Source organism: Mesorhizobium sp. B2-4-18 (genome assembly GCF_006441385.1).
Taxonomy (GTDB): domain Bacteria; phylum Pseudomonadota; class Alphaproteobacteria; order Rhizobiales; family Rhizobiaceae; genus Mesorhizobium; species Mesorhizobium australicum.
Map to the genome: position 1 here is coordinate 417,779 of NZ_VFUW01000002.1, position 16,189 is coordinate 433,967.

Below are 16,189 nucleotides of genomic sequence, written 5' to 3' on the forward strand. Positions count from 1 at the left end.
TTCACTTCACCTTGAGCGGTAGCCCCGCCACCATGAGCAACACCGTGTCGGCTACTGCCGCGACCCGCTGGTTGAGCCGGCCGGCATCGTCACGAAACCGACGCGCCAGCGCGTTGTCGGGCACGATGCCTTGCCCGACCTCGTTCGTCACCACGAACCACGGTCCGCGCGGCCGAGACAGCACGTCCGCCAGCCGCCGGCACGCGGCCTCGACGTCGTGATCGGCCAGCATGTGATTGGTCAGCCACAGCGTCAGGCAGTCGACAAGCACCGGCTGCCCGTCTGGCAACGCCTCCAGCGCTTCGGCGAGGTCGAGTGGCGCATCGGTGGTCGACCAGCCCTCACCGCGCCGCGAGCGGTGCAGCGCGATGCGCTCGCGCATCTCGTCGTCATGGGCTTGCGCCGTGGCGATATAGGCCCATGGCGAGGGCAATGCCGTCATCAGGGTTTCGGCGTGCGCGCTCTTGCCGGAGCGCGCACCACCGATGATGAAGGTCAGCCTGCCGCGATCAGGCAAAGCTGTCGCGCAGGCTGGTCGCCATGCCGGTGAAGCGCCTGCGCACCACGCCCACGATCGCGCCGAGCACCAGCCAGAACACCAGATTGGTCACCGTCACCGCCACCACGAACTGATGGTGCAGGCCTTCCGGGATCGGTGTTTCGAAACTGTCGGGCTGCGGCGCGCCGACGACATGCGGCGCGACGATCAGCAAGACGGCGAGGATGGTCAATGGCAGCGATCTGCGAAACACGATCAGGCCTAGGCCGATCGCGGTCGCGGCCGCCGTCGCCGTCCACCAGATCTGGCGCGGCAGAAGATCGGCCGCCGGCATTGCCGGCAGTTCCGGCTGCAGTCCGAGACCCGGTGCCAGTGTGAACACGGCAAAGCCGGCCAAACCCCAGAACACACCCTGGCGCCAGTTGCCGACGCCGCCGAAGAACTCGGAAACCGCGACCAGGACCAGTGCGAAGCCGATGCCGGTGACGATATTGGCAACCACGCTAAAGGCGAAACGCTCGAAACCGTCGGCCGGCGCCCAGCCTTCGTCTTCCTCCGCCGGTGTCACGGCATCGGTGCCCGCGGGCGCGGCAGAGCTCATGGCATTCCCAGCGGGCGCCACCGTGCTCATGGCATCATTGGTCGCCGCTGGTGCGGCCGCGTGATCATGGTAGTGGCCGCCGCCGGCCTTTTCGTAGACTTCCGCCTTGAGGATCAGCGGCACGGTGGCATAGGCCTGCATGCAGGCGAGAACGACACCGGCCACGAGCCCCGCGATCGCCGCGACGAACACGACGTTGCGAAACAGATTCATGATGTCGGATCCTCGTTAGTGGCAGGGAAACGCCATCGAGTGGCGATAGTCGTGGGCAGCATTGTGGACCGCATCGATATGCGAGAAGCCAACAAAGCCGACGACGAAGATGCCGAGCAGCGCCGCAAGCGCGAGCTGCATGAAGCGCGACTGCGAGGAGACGGAGGCGCCGAGGGAGACGGAAGCGGTAGTCATGTCTTGTCCTTTCGCCCTCCACCCGAGGGCATCGAAGTCAGTTTCCTGTCGCCGGCAGGTCTCCTGGCTCGCGGATAAGCGCCCTTCCCCACCTTCCCGAAGAAAAATCTTCAGTGGCATATGGAGAGGACTACCGCACACAGTTGCGGGGGCAGCCACGGCATTGGGCAGGAATTCCTGCCCGCACCGCATTCCCTCTTGGCTCCAAAAAGGAACCGACGACATCGGGGACTATAGGGAAATTCGCCGCGCCCGGCAAACCAAATTCCGACAGCCGCCAGCGCAGGAGCGCCGTATCGGCGAAGCTGCCCTCATCCCGTCCCGATTGACAAACTTCATGGCCGGGTGTCGGCTGGCACCCCTCACGGGAAACCAGCCATGCAGCCCAATGCCAGCGAGTGCGTGCCCTATAACGGCCTGACTCGAACCGAGCCGACGCTGCCCTCGTCGGCCTATTGGGACCAGGACAACTATCAGCGCGATCTCGACGCCATCTGGTACAGGAACTGGCTGCTCGTCTGCCGCGAGGCCGACCTTGCCCAGCCTTTGGCGTTCCGCACCTTCCGCGTCGGTACGCAGGAAATCCTCCTGCTGCGCGACGACACCGGCGAGTTGCATGCCTTCCACAACACCTGCCGGCATCGTGGCTCGCAGCTTTGCCAGGAAAGCCAGGGCCGGCTGAAGGCGCGGCTGATCACCTGCCCGTATCATGCCTGGTCCTATTCGCTGCGTGGCGATCTGGTGCGCGTGCCGTCGAAATCGCTGCCTGACGGCTTCGACAAGGCCGATCACCCGCTTTATCGCGTCGCGCTCTCGGTGTGGCGGGGTTTCGTCTTCGTCAATCTTGCGGAAGATGCCGCCAGCTCGGCGCAATCCTCCTTCGACCCGGCCTCCGGCGACTTCGACAACTGGCCGCTGGAAACGCTGGTATCAGGGCACGTGCTGCGCAAGGTGATGAACTGCAACTGGAAGATTTTTTGGGAAAACTTCAACGAGTGCCTGCACTGCCCGGGCGTCCACAAGGACCTGTCGCGGCTGGTGCCGATCTATGGCCGCGGCCTGATGAGCCGGCATGACGATCCCGAATGGCTCCGCCACGCCGACAATGACGCGCCGGAATTTTTCGGCGGCCTGCGCGCCGGGGCTGAGACATGGTCGCGTGATGGGCAGACGCACGGGCCGATCTTCCCGAGCTTGACGCCGGCGGAACGCAGCGCCGGTCAGACCTATGCCACCAGCCTGCCGTCGATGTTCATCGTCGGCCATGTCGACTATGTCAGGACCGTGCGGCTTACGCCGCTCGGTCCCGAACAGACCGAATTGACCGCGGAATGGCTGTTCGCGCCCGAGGCGCTCGCCGAGACCGACATCGACAACATCGTTGCCTTCGGCACACAGGTGCTGGAGGAGGACGCAGCAATCTGCGAGGTCAACCAGAAGGGCCTGCGCTCGACGCGTCATACAGCTGGCGTGCTGATGCCCGAGGAGTACGACCTGCACCGTTTCCACAACTGGGTGCGCGAACGGCACGCTGCGCGCTCACCCGAGGCCTGAAGATCACAGCGACTTCGGCAGATATCGCCAGGTCATGAAGCCGCAAAAGGCTGCCAGTAGCCCAAGCGTGACGAACACCGAGCCCAGGCCGAAGAAGGCCAGCACCACCGAATAGACCAGCGGCGGCGTCAGTTCGGAAAAATCGAGATAGGTGCGGTAGACCGCCGCCATCTGCGCGCGCTCATAAGAGCGCACCGAGCGCATGAAGGCGGTCGAACCGAGCGCGTCGAGCGCGATGGTGAAGAAGGCGCCGCACAGCAGGAAGGCGCCGGTGAGCAACGGCACGGTTTCGCCCACGGCACCAGCCGCCAGCAGCGTCGCCGACATGGCGAAATAGGCAAATGTCATGGTCCTGCGGCCGCCGAAGCGTTTCCCCGCCTTGCCCCAGAAGATCGCCATGAACAGCAGCGCGTTGCCGGCCGAGACCAGCAGGCCGCCGGCCAATTCACCCTCGCCGGTGATGACCATGAACAGCGGTCCATAGACGAAGAAGGTCGTCCAGAAGCAGGAACGGCCGAAGGCTATCAGCCAGGCCAATCTCAGCCTCGGCTGGGCGACGAAGCGGCCGATATTGGCGAGCGGATTGGCCGGTCGTGTCTTGCCCGGGCGGATCGACTGGTTGTCGCTCAGCCGATAGGTCCAGAACAGCGCCAGCAAGGCCATGGCGAACACCGCCACCGCGCCATGCGCGGCACAAATGCCGAAGCGCGTATAGAGAAAAATGCCGAGCGTCGGCCCGCAGGTCCAGGCAACCATCGACCACGCCATGCGCAGCGATTCGGCCTGCATGAAATCGGTCTTGCGGATGTGATCCATGATGTAGAGGTTGAGCGTGATCGACAGCGCGCTGGCGCCCATCACCCGGCACAGCATCCCGGCCAGTTGCCCGGCGAGCGTATGGGTGACGAAGAACAGCGAGCCGATAGCGAGCAGGCAGGCGCCCGCCGTGTAGACCCAGCGCCGCGCGAAGCGGCGGATCAGCATCGGCATGAATAAGGTCACCGACAGGCCGAGCAGGGACACGGCGGTGTAAAGTATGGAGACGATCTGCTCGTTGTGGAGAATCTCGTAGGCCTGGATCGGTATGACGCTCGACACCATGGCGCGGGCGAAGGATTCGACCGCGTAAAGCGAGGCGAAGGTGCGCGCATCCGCGGCCTTGAGGGCCGGAAGCCAGATCGGATGGCGAACATGGGTGGACATTGCTTCCCCAAAGCAGAATCGCGGCGTCGAATCTGCCGTGGACATTTCAGGCCCATTAAGAGGAAACCGACGCATATCCGGCAAAAGCGAAGCCGGTCAAAGGCTTTTCCGCGCTGGCCCAACCCGGCGGCTGGCGCGGACCCCGCCGCGCGGTCCAGGCCAAGGCGCCCGGTCTTCTTCTATCCGGTGCAACCGTGATAGTCGTCGTGGAGGGGCTGAATCAGATCGCGAGACCATGAGCATCCACACGCCGACCGTACCCGTCCCGCAGCCATCGAAGCGCATCGTCGCCATCGATATCTTGCGTGGCATCGCGCTGATCGCGATGGCGAGCTACCACTTCACCTGGGACCTGGAATTCTTCGGTTACACCGATCCCGGCCTCACCGCCTTCGGCTGGTGGAAGTTCTACGCCCGCTGCATTGCATCGACCTTCCTGTTCCTGGTTGGCGTCAGCCTCTATCTCGCCCATGGCCGACAGATCCGCTGGAACGGCTTCTGGAGACGGTTCGCCATGATCGCCGGCGCGGCGGTCGCCATTTCGGTCGTCACCCGCATCGCCACGCCCGACGGATTCATCTTTTTCGGCATCCTGCACGAGATCGCGCTCGCCAGCCTGCTCGGCCTCGCGTTCCTGCGCCTGCCGGCGCTGCTGACGCTTGCCGTCGCCGCGCTCGTCATCGCGGCACCAGTCTACCTGCGCTTCGAGGCCCTCGATCATCCCTGGCTCTGGTGGATCGGCCTGTCGGCGATCAACCCGCGCTCCAACGACTACGTTCCGCTGTTCCCCTGGTTCGGCGCCGTGCTTACGGGCATTGCGGTGGCCAAATTCGCTTCCACTTCCGGCATAAGGGCACGCCTGGCGAACCTGGCGCCCGGACGCTGGTCCAACCCGCTGGTCTTCATCGGCCGCCACAGCCTGACTTTCTACCTGATCCACCAGCCGCTGCTGATCGGCTGCGTCTGGCTGTTCTCGCAAGTGATGCCGGCGCAAGTCGAAACCCCGCAGGTCAATTTCCTGAAAACCTGCCAGCGATCGTGCGAGCAGATGCGCAACGCAACCTTCTGTTCGAGCTATTGCGGCTGCATGCTCGAAACGCTCGAAGGCGAAGCCTCTCTTGATCGGCTCTTCAACAACGACCAGACTGCGGACTTCAGGGCGCATCTGTCCGATCTTGCCGCAACGTGCACCGCCAAGACCGAGGACAAGATGACGGAGGGAGAGACACAATGATCGGGCCAAAACCTGGGATCGAACCGAAGCCTGGGACCGGGCCGAAGCCTGGGCTGGTACCGTGGCCGCCGGTGATCTACGCCGCCGCCATCCTCATCAGTGTCGTGCTCGGCCTCTACATCCCGCTGCCCTGGATCGGCGATCTCCTTGGCGACATCCTGTTCGCCGCCGGCTGGGTGGCATTGTTCGCCGTGGCCGTACTCTGGTTCACAGCGATCCGCACCATGATACGGGCCAGGACCACGCTCAATCCCAACGCCGTGCCCGATCATCTCGTCACGACCGGCCCCTTCGGCGTCAGCCGCAATCCGATGTACCTGGCCAACACGCTGCTGTTGATCGGCGTCGCCTTCGTCTCGGGCATCGCCTGGTTCTTCCTGCTTGCCTTCGTGGCCGCCTTCGTCACCCAGAAGGTCGCGATCGAGGGCGAGGAAAAGATATTGGCGGCGAAATTCGGCAAGAAATACCGCGACTATGCAAAAAGAGTCCGGCGCTGGATTTGAGCAGGGCTACGTGTTGACGCCGAGCTCGACCAGCCGCTCGACGCAAGACTCCTCGGCCTGGTCGAGTTCGGCCAGTGTCTCCTCCAGGTCGCGACGTTTCTGCCTGAGGTCTTCGCGCTTTTCCTCGATGCGCTTGATCATCAGCTTGAGCTGCCCGACCTCGCCCGGCGGCTCCTTGTACATCTGGATGATTTCGCGGATCTCGTTGATCGAGAAGCCGAGGCGTTTTCCGCGCATGATCTGCCGGATGAGGTGGCGGTCGGAAGGGCGAAACAGGCGGGTGCGGCCGCGCCGCACCGGCTGCACCAATCCCTCGTCTTCATAGAAACGCAGCGTCCGCGTCGACACGTCGAATTCGCGGGTCAGCTCGGTGATCGAATAATATTCCCGCATTGTCACTCCCTGCCGGGATTCCAGGCGATCGCCATGCGGCGTCTCCCTTCTGTCCCGAACCAAACCCTTGTCCGCCGGAATCGACGCGACACCCCGCACAAGCCTCGCACGGCATTTACGTAAAAGTCAATTGAGACCGTTACCGGACGCCGAACCACCAGCTCGCGAGGCCGAGGAAGGCAAAGAATCCAACGACGTCGGTGACCGTGGTGACGAAAACCGCCGAAGCGACCGCGGGATCCACCTTGAACCTGTCGAGCAGCAGCGGGATCAGAATGCCGGCAAGGGCCGCCACGAACATGTTGATGATCATAGCCGCCGCGATGATGCCGCCGAGATTAGGGTCGTGGAACCAACTTGCGGCGACGATGCCGATCAGCACGGCGAAGACGATGCCGTTGATGAACCCGACGCCCATCTCGCGGCGGATGATGCGGCCGGCGTTGTAGATGTCGAGATCCCTGGTCGCCAGCGCCCGCACGGTGACGGTCATGGTCTGCGAACCGGCATTGCCGCCCATGCCGGCCACGATCGGCATCAGCACGGCGAGTGCCACGATCCGCTCGATCGTGTGGTCGAACAGGCCGATCACCGATGCCGCCAGGAATGCCGTCAGCAGATTGACGAGCAGCCAGGGAACGCGCGAGCGCGAGGTCGCCAGAATGCTGTCGGAGAGCTCTTCGTCACCGACGCCGCCCATGCGCAGCAGGTCTTCCTCCGCCTCCTGCTGGATGACGTCGACGACGTCGTCGATGGTCAGCACGCCGACCAGCCGCTCGTTCTCGTCGACGACCGCGGCCGACAGAAGGTCGTATTGTTCGAATTCCCGCGCCGCCTCTTCCTGGTCCATGGTGGCGGGAATGGCGTGCCGCGTCTCATGCATGACCTCCCCCACCTTGACCGCGCGCTTGGCGCGCAGGATCTGGTCGAGATCGATGGCCCCCAACAACTTGAAGGTCGGATCGATGACGAAGATCTGGCTGAAGCGGTCCGGAAGGTTCTTGTCCTCGCGCATGTAGTCGATGGTCTGGCCGATGGTCCAGAAAGGCGGCACAGCGACGAACTCGGTCTGCATGCGCCGCCCGGCGGTCTCTTCCGGGTAGTCGAGCGAGCGCCGCAGCCTGATCCGCTCGGTGAACGGCAGCTGCGACAGGATCTCGTCCTGGTCTTCCGGCTCGAGGTCTTCGAGAATGTAGACCGCGTCGTCGGAATCGAGTGCCTGCACGGCCTGCGCGATCTGCGCATTGGGCAGATTGTCGACGATATCCATGCGGATCGCCTCGTCGACTTCGGTCAGCGCGGAAAAATCGAAGTCGGCGCCCAGCAGTTCGACCAACGCGCGCCGCTGCTCGGGATGCAGCGCCTCGATGAGGTCGCCAAGTTCCGACTGATGCAGGTCGTCGACTTCGCGCTTGAGGGTCAGCGTATCGCGGTCGGCGATCGCCGCACCGATCTGGGCAAGGAAGGACGAAAGAACCGCGCCGTCCTCGCCATAGATGTCGGCGTGGGCGTCGTCAGCCGCCTTGGCGGAGGTCGTCTGCTTGTCCTGGCCTTCCACCAGCGTCTCCAGCCATCAGAATCCCGGAAAGGTTGCCAATCAGGTCTAGACCATGATTCCGAAAAGTGGAAATCGGTTTTGGGTCCGACCACAAACAAGAAATTTGGAGCGGCGGCATGATTCGATTTCGCAGCCCGTCGCTCCAACGCACGGGAATTCCAGCCGAAAAATCCCGCTTGCGCAAAGGCGTCGTTTTCCACCGACGCGACATTGTCCGGCGTGCGCAACCTGGTCGATTCCGTCAAAGCGGGTGTGCTTGTGGCCCGGCCACGCGACAGCGCATGTCGCTGGGGAAAGAGCACCCGTGCGCGATTGGGGCAGAATTGTCATGATGCAGGTCCAGGCATCGGCTGGACCTCCAAGCCGCAACAAAAAAGCCGGAAGCCCTTGAAGATCAGGTCGCGGACAGAAAACAAGGCAATCGACGAGCGGCGCGTTCGCGTGGTCGTGGCCGAACGCAATCCGCTCGTCATATCGGCTCTGCGCGAAATGCTGGACTGCGACGGGCGCTTCGAGCTTTTGGCTTCCGTACAAAGCGGCAGGCATTTCCTGGAGCTGGCAGCGGTCCAGGAGTTCGATGTCGCCGTGATCGGCTGGAAGCTCTCCGACATGGATGGCGCTGATGTCCTGGCCGAGGTCCAGACCCGCAAGCTCGACGTTCGCATCGCGGTCTTTTCAAACGACCATGATATCGGCATCCTGAAACAGTGCGTGCGCCTGGGGGCCCAGGGCTACTGCTTCCAGTTCGACGATCCCGCCATCATCTTCGACACGATCCTGGCTGTCGCGCACGGCCGCATCTGCATCCCCTATATTGACATCAACAAGGTCAACGATACGCCTCTATCCCGGCTTACCGTGCGCGAGCGTGAACTGCTGGCGGTATTGTCCGACGGCTGGACCAATTTGCAGATCGCCACCCGGACCGGCATCTCCGAAAACACCGTCAAGTACCATCTCAAGAATCTGTACGACAAGCTGGACGTCCGCAACCGCGCCATGGCGGTCGCGCTCTATTCACGAGAGAGGCGTAGCCAAAGGCAGCCTTTCGGGTAGGGCGACCGGGTAGGCCATACCCACCCGCATGCGGTGAGATCTTACCCGCCAAGGTGTTGTCGGCATCGGCCGTCGAAACGAAACTCCCACCACCGCTTTGCTGGATCAGGAGGAGTTCGCATCATGGCCGGTTTCACCCATCTTTTCATTCCCGGGCCGACCAATATCCCCGAGCAGGTACGCCAAGCGATGAACCTGCCGATGGAGGACATGCGCGCGGCCACCTTCCCCGACCTCACCCTGCCGCTGTTCGAGGACATCAAACGGGTCTTCAAGAACGAGACCGGCCGCGTCTTCATCTACCCGTCCTCGGGCACCGGAGCCTGGGAAGCGGCGATGACCAATGTGCTCAGCCCAGGCGACCGCGTTTTGATGTCGCGTTTCGGCCAGTTCTCGCATCTGTGGGTCGACATGGCCGAACGGCTCGGTTTCGAGGTCGACGTCATCGACTGCGAATGGGGAACCGGCGTTCCGCTGGAACTCTATGCGGAGCGGCTGAAGGCGGACAAGACGCACCGCATCAAGGCGATTTTCTGCACACAGAACGAGACGGCGACAGGCGTCACCAGCGACGTCGCCGGCTGCCGCGCCGCGCTCGACGATGCGAACCACCCTGCCCTTCTTTTCGTCGACGGCGTCTCGTCGATCGGCTCGATCGACTTTCGCCAGGAAGAATGGGGCGTCGACTGCGCCGTCAGCGGCTCGCAGAAAGGCTTCATGCTGCCGGCCGGCCTCGGCTTCCTGTCGGTGAGCAGGAAGGCGCTCGTCGCTTCGAGAACCGCCACCCACCGGCGCTGTTTCTTCTCCTTCGAGGACATGATCCGCGCCAACGATGCCGGCTATTTCCCTTACACCCCGGCGACACAATTGCTGCGCGGCCTGCGCGCCTCGCTCGACCTGATCGCCGAGGAAGGGCTGGAGACCATCTTCTCCCGCCACCATCGCCTCGCCGAAGGTGTGCGCAAGGCGGTCGACGCGTGGGGGCTGAAGCTCTGCGCCAAGGCGCCAAAATGGCATTCGGACACGGTCAGCGCCATTCTCGTGCCGGATGGCATCGACAGCGGCGACGTCGTCAAGCGCGCCTACCAGGCCTACCAGACGTCGCTGGGCGGCGGCCTCAACAAGGTGTTCGGCAAGGTTTTCCGCATTGGCCATCTCGGCTGGCTGAACGAGGTGATGGTTCTGGCCTCGCTTTCGGCGGCGGAAATGGCGCTGCTCGATTGTGGCGTCCGGCTGGCGCCGGGCTCCGGCGTCGGCGCCGCCATCCAGCATTTCCGCGCCTCGGCCGCGCTGCCGGTCGCCGAAGCCGCCTGAGGGAGTCGACGATGAGCCACACCATTAACCACCTCAAGAAACTCAGGCTGCAGCGCAGCGAACTGGCGGTTCCAGGCTCCAGCCCGGAGATGATCGACAAGGCGGCCAACAGCGCCGCCGACTTCGTTTTCCTCGACATTGAGGACGCCGTCGCGCCGCCCGACAAGGAACGCGCACGCAAGAACATCATCCAGGCGCTCAACGACATCGACTGGCGCGCCAAGGGCAAGACCGTCTCGGTGCGCATCAACGGGCTGGACACGCACTACATGTACCGCGACGTTGTCGACGTCATGGAGCAGGCCGGCGACCGGCTGGACACCATACTGGTGCCCAAGGTCGGCGTTCCGGCCGACCTCTACATGGTCGAGGCCATGGTCAACCAGATCGAGATGGCCAAGGGCTTCAAGACCCGTGTCGGCCTGGAAGCCCTGATCGAGACCGCGCTCGGCATGGCCAATGTCGAGGCTATCGCCGCCACCCCTGGACGGCTGGAAGCCATGCATTTCGGCGTTGCCGACTATGCTGCAAGCTGCAAGGCGCGCACCGTCAATATCGGCGGCCTCAACCCCGACTATCCCGGCGACCAGTGGCATTTCGCCCTGTCGCGGATGACCGTCGCCTGCCGCGCCTACGGCCTGCGCGCCATCGACGGACCGTTCGGCGATTTCTCAGATCCTGAAGGCTACAAGGCGGCCGCCAGGCGCGCCGCCGCGCTCGGCATCGAAGGCAAATGGGCGATCCATCCGTCGCAGATTGCCTTGGCCAACGACGTCTTCTCGCCGCCGGAGAAGGAAGTCACGCGCGCCCGCCGCATCCTCGAAGTGCTGAAGGAGGCGGAGGCGCAGGGCAAGGGTGCCGCCGCGCTCGACGGCAAGATGATCGACGCCGCGTCGGAACGCATGGCGCGCAACGTTCTGGTGGTCAACGACGCCATCGAACGCGCCGGCCAACAGCACGTCGCGGCACTTTGACGATTTGGGGAGGAGAAAAGAATGGACATCCACGAATACCAAGCCAAGGAACTGCTCGCCCGGCATGGGATCCATGTGCCGCGTGGCGGCCTGGCCTACAGCCCCGAACAGGCGACCTACCGGGCGCGCGAGATCGGCGGCGGCAAATGGGTGCTGAAGGCGCAGGTTCATTCCGGCGCGCGCGGCAAGGCCGGCGGCATCAAGCTCTGCGCCAATGATGAGGAAATTTCCAGCGCCGCCGAAGCCATGCTCGGACGCAAGCTGGTGACGCACCAGACCGGCCCGCGTGGCAAGCTGATCTCGCGCCTCTATCTGGAGGAAGCCGTCGACATCGCGCAGGAGCTCTATCTCGGCTTCGTGCTCGACCGCAAGGAAGAGCGCGTCATGATCGTGGCCTCGGCCGCCGGCGGCATGGAAATCGAGGAGATCGCCGAGAAGGCACCCGATTCGATCATCCGCGCCACCGTCGATCCCGGTGTCGGCATGCAGCGCTTCCAGGCGCGCGAGATCGCCTTCGGGCTCGGCCTGGAGGACAGCCTGATCGGCAAGGCGACCGAGACCATCTTCAGCTGTTACCAGGTGTTCCGCGACTACGACGCCTCGATGCTGGAGATCAATCCGCTGGTGGTGACCCGCGACGGCAGCCTGGTAGCGCTCGACGCCAAGATGTCGTTCGATGAGAACGCGCTGTTCCGGCGGCCCGAAATCTCCGAATTGCGCGACAAGAGCCAGGAAGATCCGCGCGAGACCTTCGCCAGCGACCGCGGCCTCTCCTATGTCGGCCTCGACGGCAATATCGGCTGCATCATCAATGGCGCCGGGCTCGCCATGGCGACGATGGACATGATCAAGATCGCCGGAGGCGAGCCGGCGAACTTCCTCGACATCGGCGGCGGCGCTTCGCCCGAGCGGGTCGCGAAATCCTTCCGCGCCGTGCTCGGCGACAAGAATGTCGAGACCATCCTGGTCAACATCTTTGCCGGCATCAACCGTTGCGACTGGGTCGCCGAGGGCGTCATCAAGGCGATCCGCGAGGTCGGCGTCAACGTGCCGCTGGTGGTGCGGCTGTCCGGCACCAGGGCCGAGGAAGGGCGCAAGATCCTGGCCGATTCCGGCGAGGCGGTGATCGTCGCCGACACGCTCGCCGAAGCCGCCGAAAAAGCCGTCGCCGCCTGGCGCGTGGCCACCAACAAAAAAGCAGCCTGAGGGAGGACGGAAAAATGGCAATCCTGCTCAACCGCAGCACACGCGTCATCGTGCAAGGTTTCACCGGCAAGATCGGCAGCTTCCATGCCGAGGACATGAAGCGCTACGGCACCAAGCTCGTCGGCGGCGTCACGCCCGGCAAGGGCGGCCAGACGCATCTCGGCCTGCCCGTCTTCAACACGGTCAAGGGCGCGGTGCGCGAGACCCGTGCCGAAGCCAGCATCGTCTTCGTGCCGCCGCCCTTTGCAGCCGATTCGATCATGGAAGCGGCGGATGCGGGGATAAAGCTCTGCGTCTGCATCACCGACGGCATCCCCTCGCAGGACATGATGCAGGTCAAGCGCTACATGCGCCGCTACCGCTTCGAGGACCGCATGCGGCTGGTCGGGCCGAATTGCGCCGGCATCATCACGCCGGGACAGGCGCTGATGGGCATCATGCCCGGCTCGATCTACCTGCCCGGCCGCATCGGCATCGTCGGCCGCTCGGGAACGCTGGGCTATGAAGCCGCCTCGCAGATGAAGGCGCTCGGCATCGGCGTGTCGACCAGCGTCGGCATTGGCGGCGATCCGATCAACGGCTCCTCCTTCAAGGACGTTCTGAAGCTGTTCGAGCAGGACGACGAGACCGACGCCGTGGTCATGATCGGCGAGATCGGCGGACCGCAGGAAGCCGAAGCCGCGATCTGGGCGCGCGACAATATGAGGAAGCCGCTGATCGCCTACATCGCCGGCCTGTCCGCCCCCAAAGGCCGCCGCATGGGTCATGCCGGCGCCATCATCTCGGCCTTCGGCGAGTCCGCGCAGGAAAAGGTCGAGATCCTGAAAGAGGCCGGCGTCATCATCGTGCCGACGCCGTCATCGTTTGGCGAGGTTGTGGCAGATACGCTGGCGCGGAGGAAGCAGGCGGCGTAGCCGCAGGTTCGGGCGAAAGACGGACGCGGCGACGCAGTCTCCAAGACGCGCCGCCGCCTTCGTTTCCGGGCGCGCAAAGCGATTGATCCGTTATAGCCATTCCCAGCGATTAAATACTCGTGGCGCACTTGTTTCGCTGGAAACGATTTGCTACACGCCGCGAGCCGGTCGGTTCCGGCTCTACCACGTGCGGTCGTGGCGGAATTGGTAGACGCGCAGCGTTGAGGTCGCTGTGGGGCAACCCGTGGAAGTTCGAGTCTTCTCGACCGCACCAAATCATCCTGACGACACAGCTGCGAATTGAACCAGCAAGCACTCATTGTCTTGCCGGCGCGTCGGATGCTCGGCGCCCAAGCGCACGGCGAACTGGACGTTTCCGCCTGATATCGCCATATGGAAGGCGACAAGAGAGACGCCATGCCAGAACGCAGCCAGATTGCCACGTCGTTCCTGCCCTTGCCCGGTTCGGCCCCGGTGGAATGGCTGGTCGAGCCCGGCCTTGTCGCCTATCCCGATGCGCTTGCGTTCATGGAGGCGCGCGCCGAGGCGATCCGCGGCGGGGCTGCCGGCGAAATGGTCTGGCTGGTCGAACATCCGCCGCTCTACACCGCCGGCACCAGCGCCCGCATCGAGGACCTGATCGAACCCGATCGCTTTCCGGTCTTTGCGGCCGGACGCGGCGGCGAATACACTTATCATGGGCCAGGCCAGCGGGTGGCCTATGTCATGCTCGACCTGAAGCGCCGGCGCGAGGACGTGCGCGCCTTCGTCGCGGCGCTCGAACAGTGGATCATCGGCACGCTCGCCGCCTTCAACGTGCGCGGCGAACGCCGCGAGGACCGGGTTGGTGTCTGGGTGGTACGGCCAGATCGCCCTGCTTTGCCCGACGGCTCACCTGCCGAGGACAAGATCGCGGCAATCGGCATAAGGCTGCGGCGGTGGGTGAGCTTCCATGGCATCGCCATCAATGTCGAACCGGAGCTCGAGCATTTCGGCGGCATCGTGCCGTGCGGGGTCCAGGACCACGGCGTCACTAGCCTCGTCGACCTCGGCCTGCCCGTCGGCATGGCCGATCTGGATCTGGCGCTGAAATCAGCCTTCGAGGATGTTTTTGGTCCCGTGGCGGCTTTGCCGGTCGAGGCTGCCCGCAAGACGGGTTGATCCTTTCGGACCCAACCAGCTCAGAGCAACTGCCCTGACGCCCACAACACGCCGCAGCCGTGGATGGCGAACACCGCCAGCAAGGCCCCGGCGATGACCAAACGATCGACAGTGCCGATCGGCTCCAGTTCGTGGCGTGGCTTCACCCCGCTGCCGACGGTGAGCAGGCTGAGAATCGAAAATACCGCACCGGCCGCGAGCAGGAAGCCCAGGGAAAAACCGGCCCGCCAGCCAAGCGCCAGAAAGGCCGAGAGCAGCGAGAAGGACGCCAGCGCCAGGACGACCGGCCCCGGGCAGATCTGGCGCAGCACCTGGCCGCCGTCGAACTTCCACACCGGCACCAGATTGGCGATGTTGAACAGGGCAGCGCAGCCTGCGAGTGCGGCGAGTAGCGCGGCAGCCGCCTTGTGACCCTCGCCGCCGGCAAGAACGCTGGCGGCGATGACGATCGGCACCAGGAAGGCGGAAAACCCCGCCCCCATCAACGCCACGAAGGCCACTTCGAAACGGCTGTTATAGGGCCGGCCGCCAATGGCGATGCCGCCAAGCAGCGGGATGAAGATCATCCGCGCCCTGCGATGGCCCGTCAGCCGGAACGCCGCCATGTGGCCGAGTTCGTGCAGCGCCACCACCGACGTCAGGATCGCGGCCAGCGCCAGCCCGCCGAGGTGAAGGCCGAAGAACGGCCACAGCATCAATGCCGACAACACGGCAAAGCCGACCTGGCTCAGCGGATGCTCGAACCAGCCACCCTTGCGATACTGCCCGGTCCTTGCCCAACGCTGCAGCTTGGAGAGCTCGCGGCGCATGGCGAAATAGCGAAACACCAGGAAAGCCACGCCGCGGTACCGGTCGGTCCGGCTGAGCGTCACGCGCGTGCCGCTTCCCTCCGAAACCAGTTCGGCGGTCTCGCCATAGTCCTTCCAGAACGAGCTATCGAGCGCGGTGTCCTCGATCACCCGCATCGAGAAGCGGTTGCCCTCGACGACATCTTCAAACCGCGCCCTGCGCTCTATCGGCTTGCCATCGCGGCCTTCCCAAGAGAGCGTGATGCGGGCGACGCCCTCTTCGTCCAGCGGCTGCGCCGACAGGATCTCGCCGGACCAGCCGGCATCGCTGCCGAGCGGCCACAGCGCCTGCCACAGGCGCTGCCGGTCCATCGCCACGATGCGGCTCGACCTGACCGTGCGCAAACCAAGCGGCACGGTCATCAGGAGAAAGATCAGCCCGAGATTGCTGGCCACGAGAATGGCCGTGACGATGGGCGACACCTGGACGTTGCTCCCTGCCTTGGAGCCGCACCCTAACGTCGCGGCGGCAAGAAAAGCTTAACGGCGGGGCGGCATGGCCATCGAGAAACAGCGACGGCCGACGCTGCCAAATCACATGGCTCCGATCCAGATCGCCATGGAGACAAGAAACGCGCTCATGCAAACCAGCGAGATGACATCCTGAACCAGATCGGTCATAACTCTCTCCTGTTGTTGATATGTTTCTAATTTGTTCTAATTTTGTTCCATTGTCAACCGCTGGGAGGTATGGCCATGGGCGGGGAACTGTGCACGGTTAGCGAAACGTTAATTGGTCGCTAAGAGAGGGAGTTGGAAGCTT

General features: G+C 64.0%; 16 protein-coding genes, 1 tRNA gene and 1 riboswitch. Of the genes, 10 read left to right on the forward strand and 7 right to left on the reverse strand.

Annotated features, from left to right (window positions below):
- Position 1 precedes the first annotated feature (1 nt).
- Genes cobU through FJ527_RS05555 form a run of 3 tightly spaced genes read right to left on the reverse strand, consistent with a single transcriptional unit; the run spans position 2 to position 1,508 of the window.
- Complete coding sequence (cobU, locus tag FJ527_RS05545) at positions 2 to 517, reverse strand: bifunctional adenosylcobinamide kinase/adenosylcobinamide-phosphate guanylyltransferase (RefSeq protein ID WP_140822090.1); 516 nt, start codon at positions 515 to 517, stop codon at positions 2 to 4.
- Positions 510 to 1,313, reverse strand: a complete 804-nt coding sequence (locus FJ527_RS05550; protein ID WP_140822092.1) for a CbtA family protein — start codon at positions 1,311 to 1,313, stop codon at positions 510 to 512. The genes cobU and FJ527_RS05550 overlap by 8 nt, the downstream gene beginning before the upstream one ends.
- A 15-nt stretch (positions 1,314 to 1,328) precedes the next feature.
- Entirely contained in the window at positions 1,329 to 1,508 is a 180-nt protein-coding gene (locus FJ527_RS05555) for a CbtB domain-containing protein (protein ID WP_015317373.1), read from the reverse strand.
- A 35-nt stretch (positions 1,509 to 1,543) separates the two neighbouring features.
- Positions 1,544 to 1,743: riboswitch (cobalamin riboswitch) on the reverse strand.
- 143 nt (positions 1,744 to 1,886) lie between these two features.
- Between FJ527_RS05555 and FJ527_RS05560 the strand changes: the two genes are divergently transcribed.
- Positions 1,887 to 3,062 carry an aromatic ring-hydroxylating dioxygenase subunit alpha gene (locus FJ527_RS05560; RefSeq protein ID WP_140822094.1) on the forward strand — a complete coding sequence of 392 codons (1,176 nt, stop codon included), beginning with the start codon at positions 1,887 to 1,889 and terminating at the stop codon, positions 3,060 to 3,062.
- Between the two features lie 3 nt (positions 3,063 to 3,065).
- On the opposite strand, the gene FJ527_RS05565 is transcribed toward FJ527_RS05560, so the two are convergent.
- Positions 3,066 to 4,265, reverse strand: coding sequence for an MFS transporter (locus tag FJ527_RS05565; RefSeq protein ID WP_140714770.1), 1,200 nt, complete (start codon positions 4,263 to 4,265; stop codon positions 3,066 to 3,068).
- A gap of 235 nt (positions 4,266 to 4,500) precedes the next feature.
- Here FJ527_RS05565 and FJ527_RS05570 point away from each other — a divergent pair, with 235 nt between their 5' ends.
- Together FJ527_RS05570 and FJ527_RS05575 are read left to right on the forward strand one after the other, a co-directional pair.
- Positions 4,501 to 5,499 carry a DUF1624 domain-containing protein gene (locus tag FJ527_RS05570; protein ID WP_140822096.1) on the forward strand — a complete coding sequence of 333 codons (999 nt, stop codon included), beginning with the start codon at positions 4,501 to 4,503 and terminating at the stop codon, positions 5,497 to 5,499.
- Positions 5,496 to 6,002, forward strand: coding sequence for an isoprenylcysteine carboxylmethyltransferase family protein (locus FJ527_RS05575; protein WP_140723996.1), 507 nt, complete (start codon positions 5,496 to 5,498; stop codon positions 6,000 to 6,002). The genes FJ527_RS05570 and FJ527_RS05575 overlap by 4 nt, the downstream gene beginning before the upstream one ends.
- A gap of 6 nt (positions 6,003 to 6,008) precedes the next feature.
- On the opposite strand, the gene FJ527_RS05580 is transcribed toward FJ527_RS05575, so the two are convergent.
- Both FJ527_RS05580 and mgtE read right to left on the reverse strand, forming a co-directional pair.
- Positions 6,009 to 6,395 carry a MerR family DNA-binding transcriptional regulator gene (locus FJ527_RS05580; protein WP_006203215.1) on the reverse strand — a complete coding sequence of 129 codons (387 nt, stop codon included), beginning with the start codon at positions 6,393 to 6,395 and terminating at the stop codon, positions 6,009 to 6,011.
- A 139-nt stretch (positions 6,396 to 6,534) separates the two neighbouring features.
- A complete protein-coding gene (gene mgtE, locus FJ527_RS05585; RefSeq protein WP_015317368.1) occupies positions 6,535 to 7,953 on the reverse strand; it encodes a magnesium transporter in 1,419 nt (472 codons plus the stop codon).
- Between the two features lie 387 nt (positions 7,954 to 8,340).
- Here mgtE and FJ527_RS05590 point away from each other — a divergent pair, with 387 nt between their 5' ends.
- The 7 genes from FJ527_RS05590 (at position 8,341) to lipB (ending at position 14,578) form a co-directional block, all read left to right on the forward strand.
- A complete protein-coding gene (locus tag FJ527_RS05590) occupies positions 8,341 to 9,009 on the forward strand; it encodes a response regulator transcription factor (RefSeq protein ID WP_140661014.1) in 669 nt (222 codons plus the stop codon).
- Between the two features lie 123 nt (positions 9,010 to 9,132).
- Positions 9,133 to 10,323 (forward strand): aminotransferase class V-fold PLP-dependent enzyme, encoded by a 1,191-nt coding sequence (locus FJ527_RS05595; protein ID WP_140723999.1) that lies wholly within the window; start codon positions 9,133 to 9,135, stop codon positions 10,321 to 10,323.
- 11 nt (positions 10,324 to 10,334) lie between these two features.
- Positions 10,335 to 11,297: a CoA ester lyase gene (locus FJ527_RS05600; RefSeq protein WP_015317365.1), complete on the forward strand. Its 963-nt coding sequence runs from the start codon at positions 10,335 to 10,337 to the stop codon at positions 11,295 to 11,297.
- A 21-nt stretch (positions 11,298 to 11,318) separates the two neighbouring features.
- The gene (locus FJ527_RS05605; RefSeq protein WP_015317364.1) at positions 11,319 to 12,503 is read left to right on the forward strand and encodes a malate--CoA ligase subunit beta; all 1,185 of its coding nucleotides are present in this window, start codon (positions 11,319 to 11,321) and stop codon (positions 12,501 to 12,503) included.
- Between the two features lie 14 nt (positions 12,504 to 12,517).
- Positions 12,518 to 13,417, forward strand: a complete 900-nt coding sequence (gene sucD / locus FJ527_RS05610) for a succinate--CoA ligase subunit alpha (RefSeq protein WP_015317363.1) — start codon at positions 12,518 to 12,520, stop codon at positions 13,415 to 13,417.
- Between the two features lie 189 nt (positions 13,418 to 13,606).
- A tRNA-Leu gene (locus tag FJ527_RS05615) sits at positions 13,607 to 13,691 on the forward strand.
- 143 nt (positions 13,692 to 13,834) lie between these two features.
- Positions 13,835 to 14,578 carry a lipoyl(octanoyl) transferase LipB gene (gene lipB, locus FJ527_RS05620; RefSeq protein ID WP_140822098.1) on the forward strand — a complete coding sequence of 248 codons (744 nt, stop codon included), beginning with the start codon at positions 13,835 to 13,837 and terminating at the stop codon, positions 14,576 to 14,578.
- 20 nt (positions 14,579 to 14,598) lie between these two features.
- Here lipB and FJ527_RS05625 read toward each other — a convergent pair whose 3' ends face one another.
- Complete coding sequence (locus FJ527_RS05625; RefSeq protein WP_140615838.1) at positions 14,599 to 15,849, reverse strand: site-2 protease family protein; 1,251 nt, start codon at positions 15,847 to 15,849, stop codon at positions 14,599 to 14,601.
- Positions 15,850 to 16,189 lie beyond the last annotated feature (340 nt).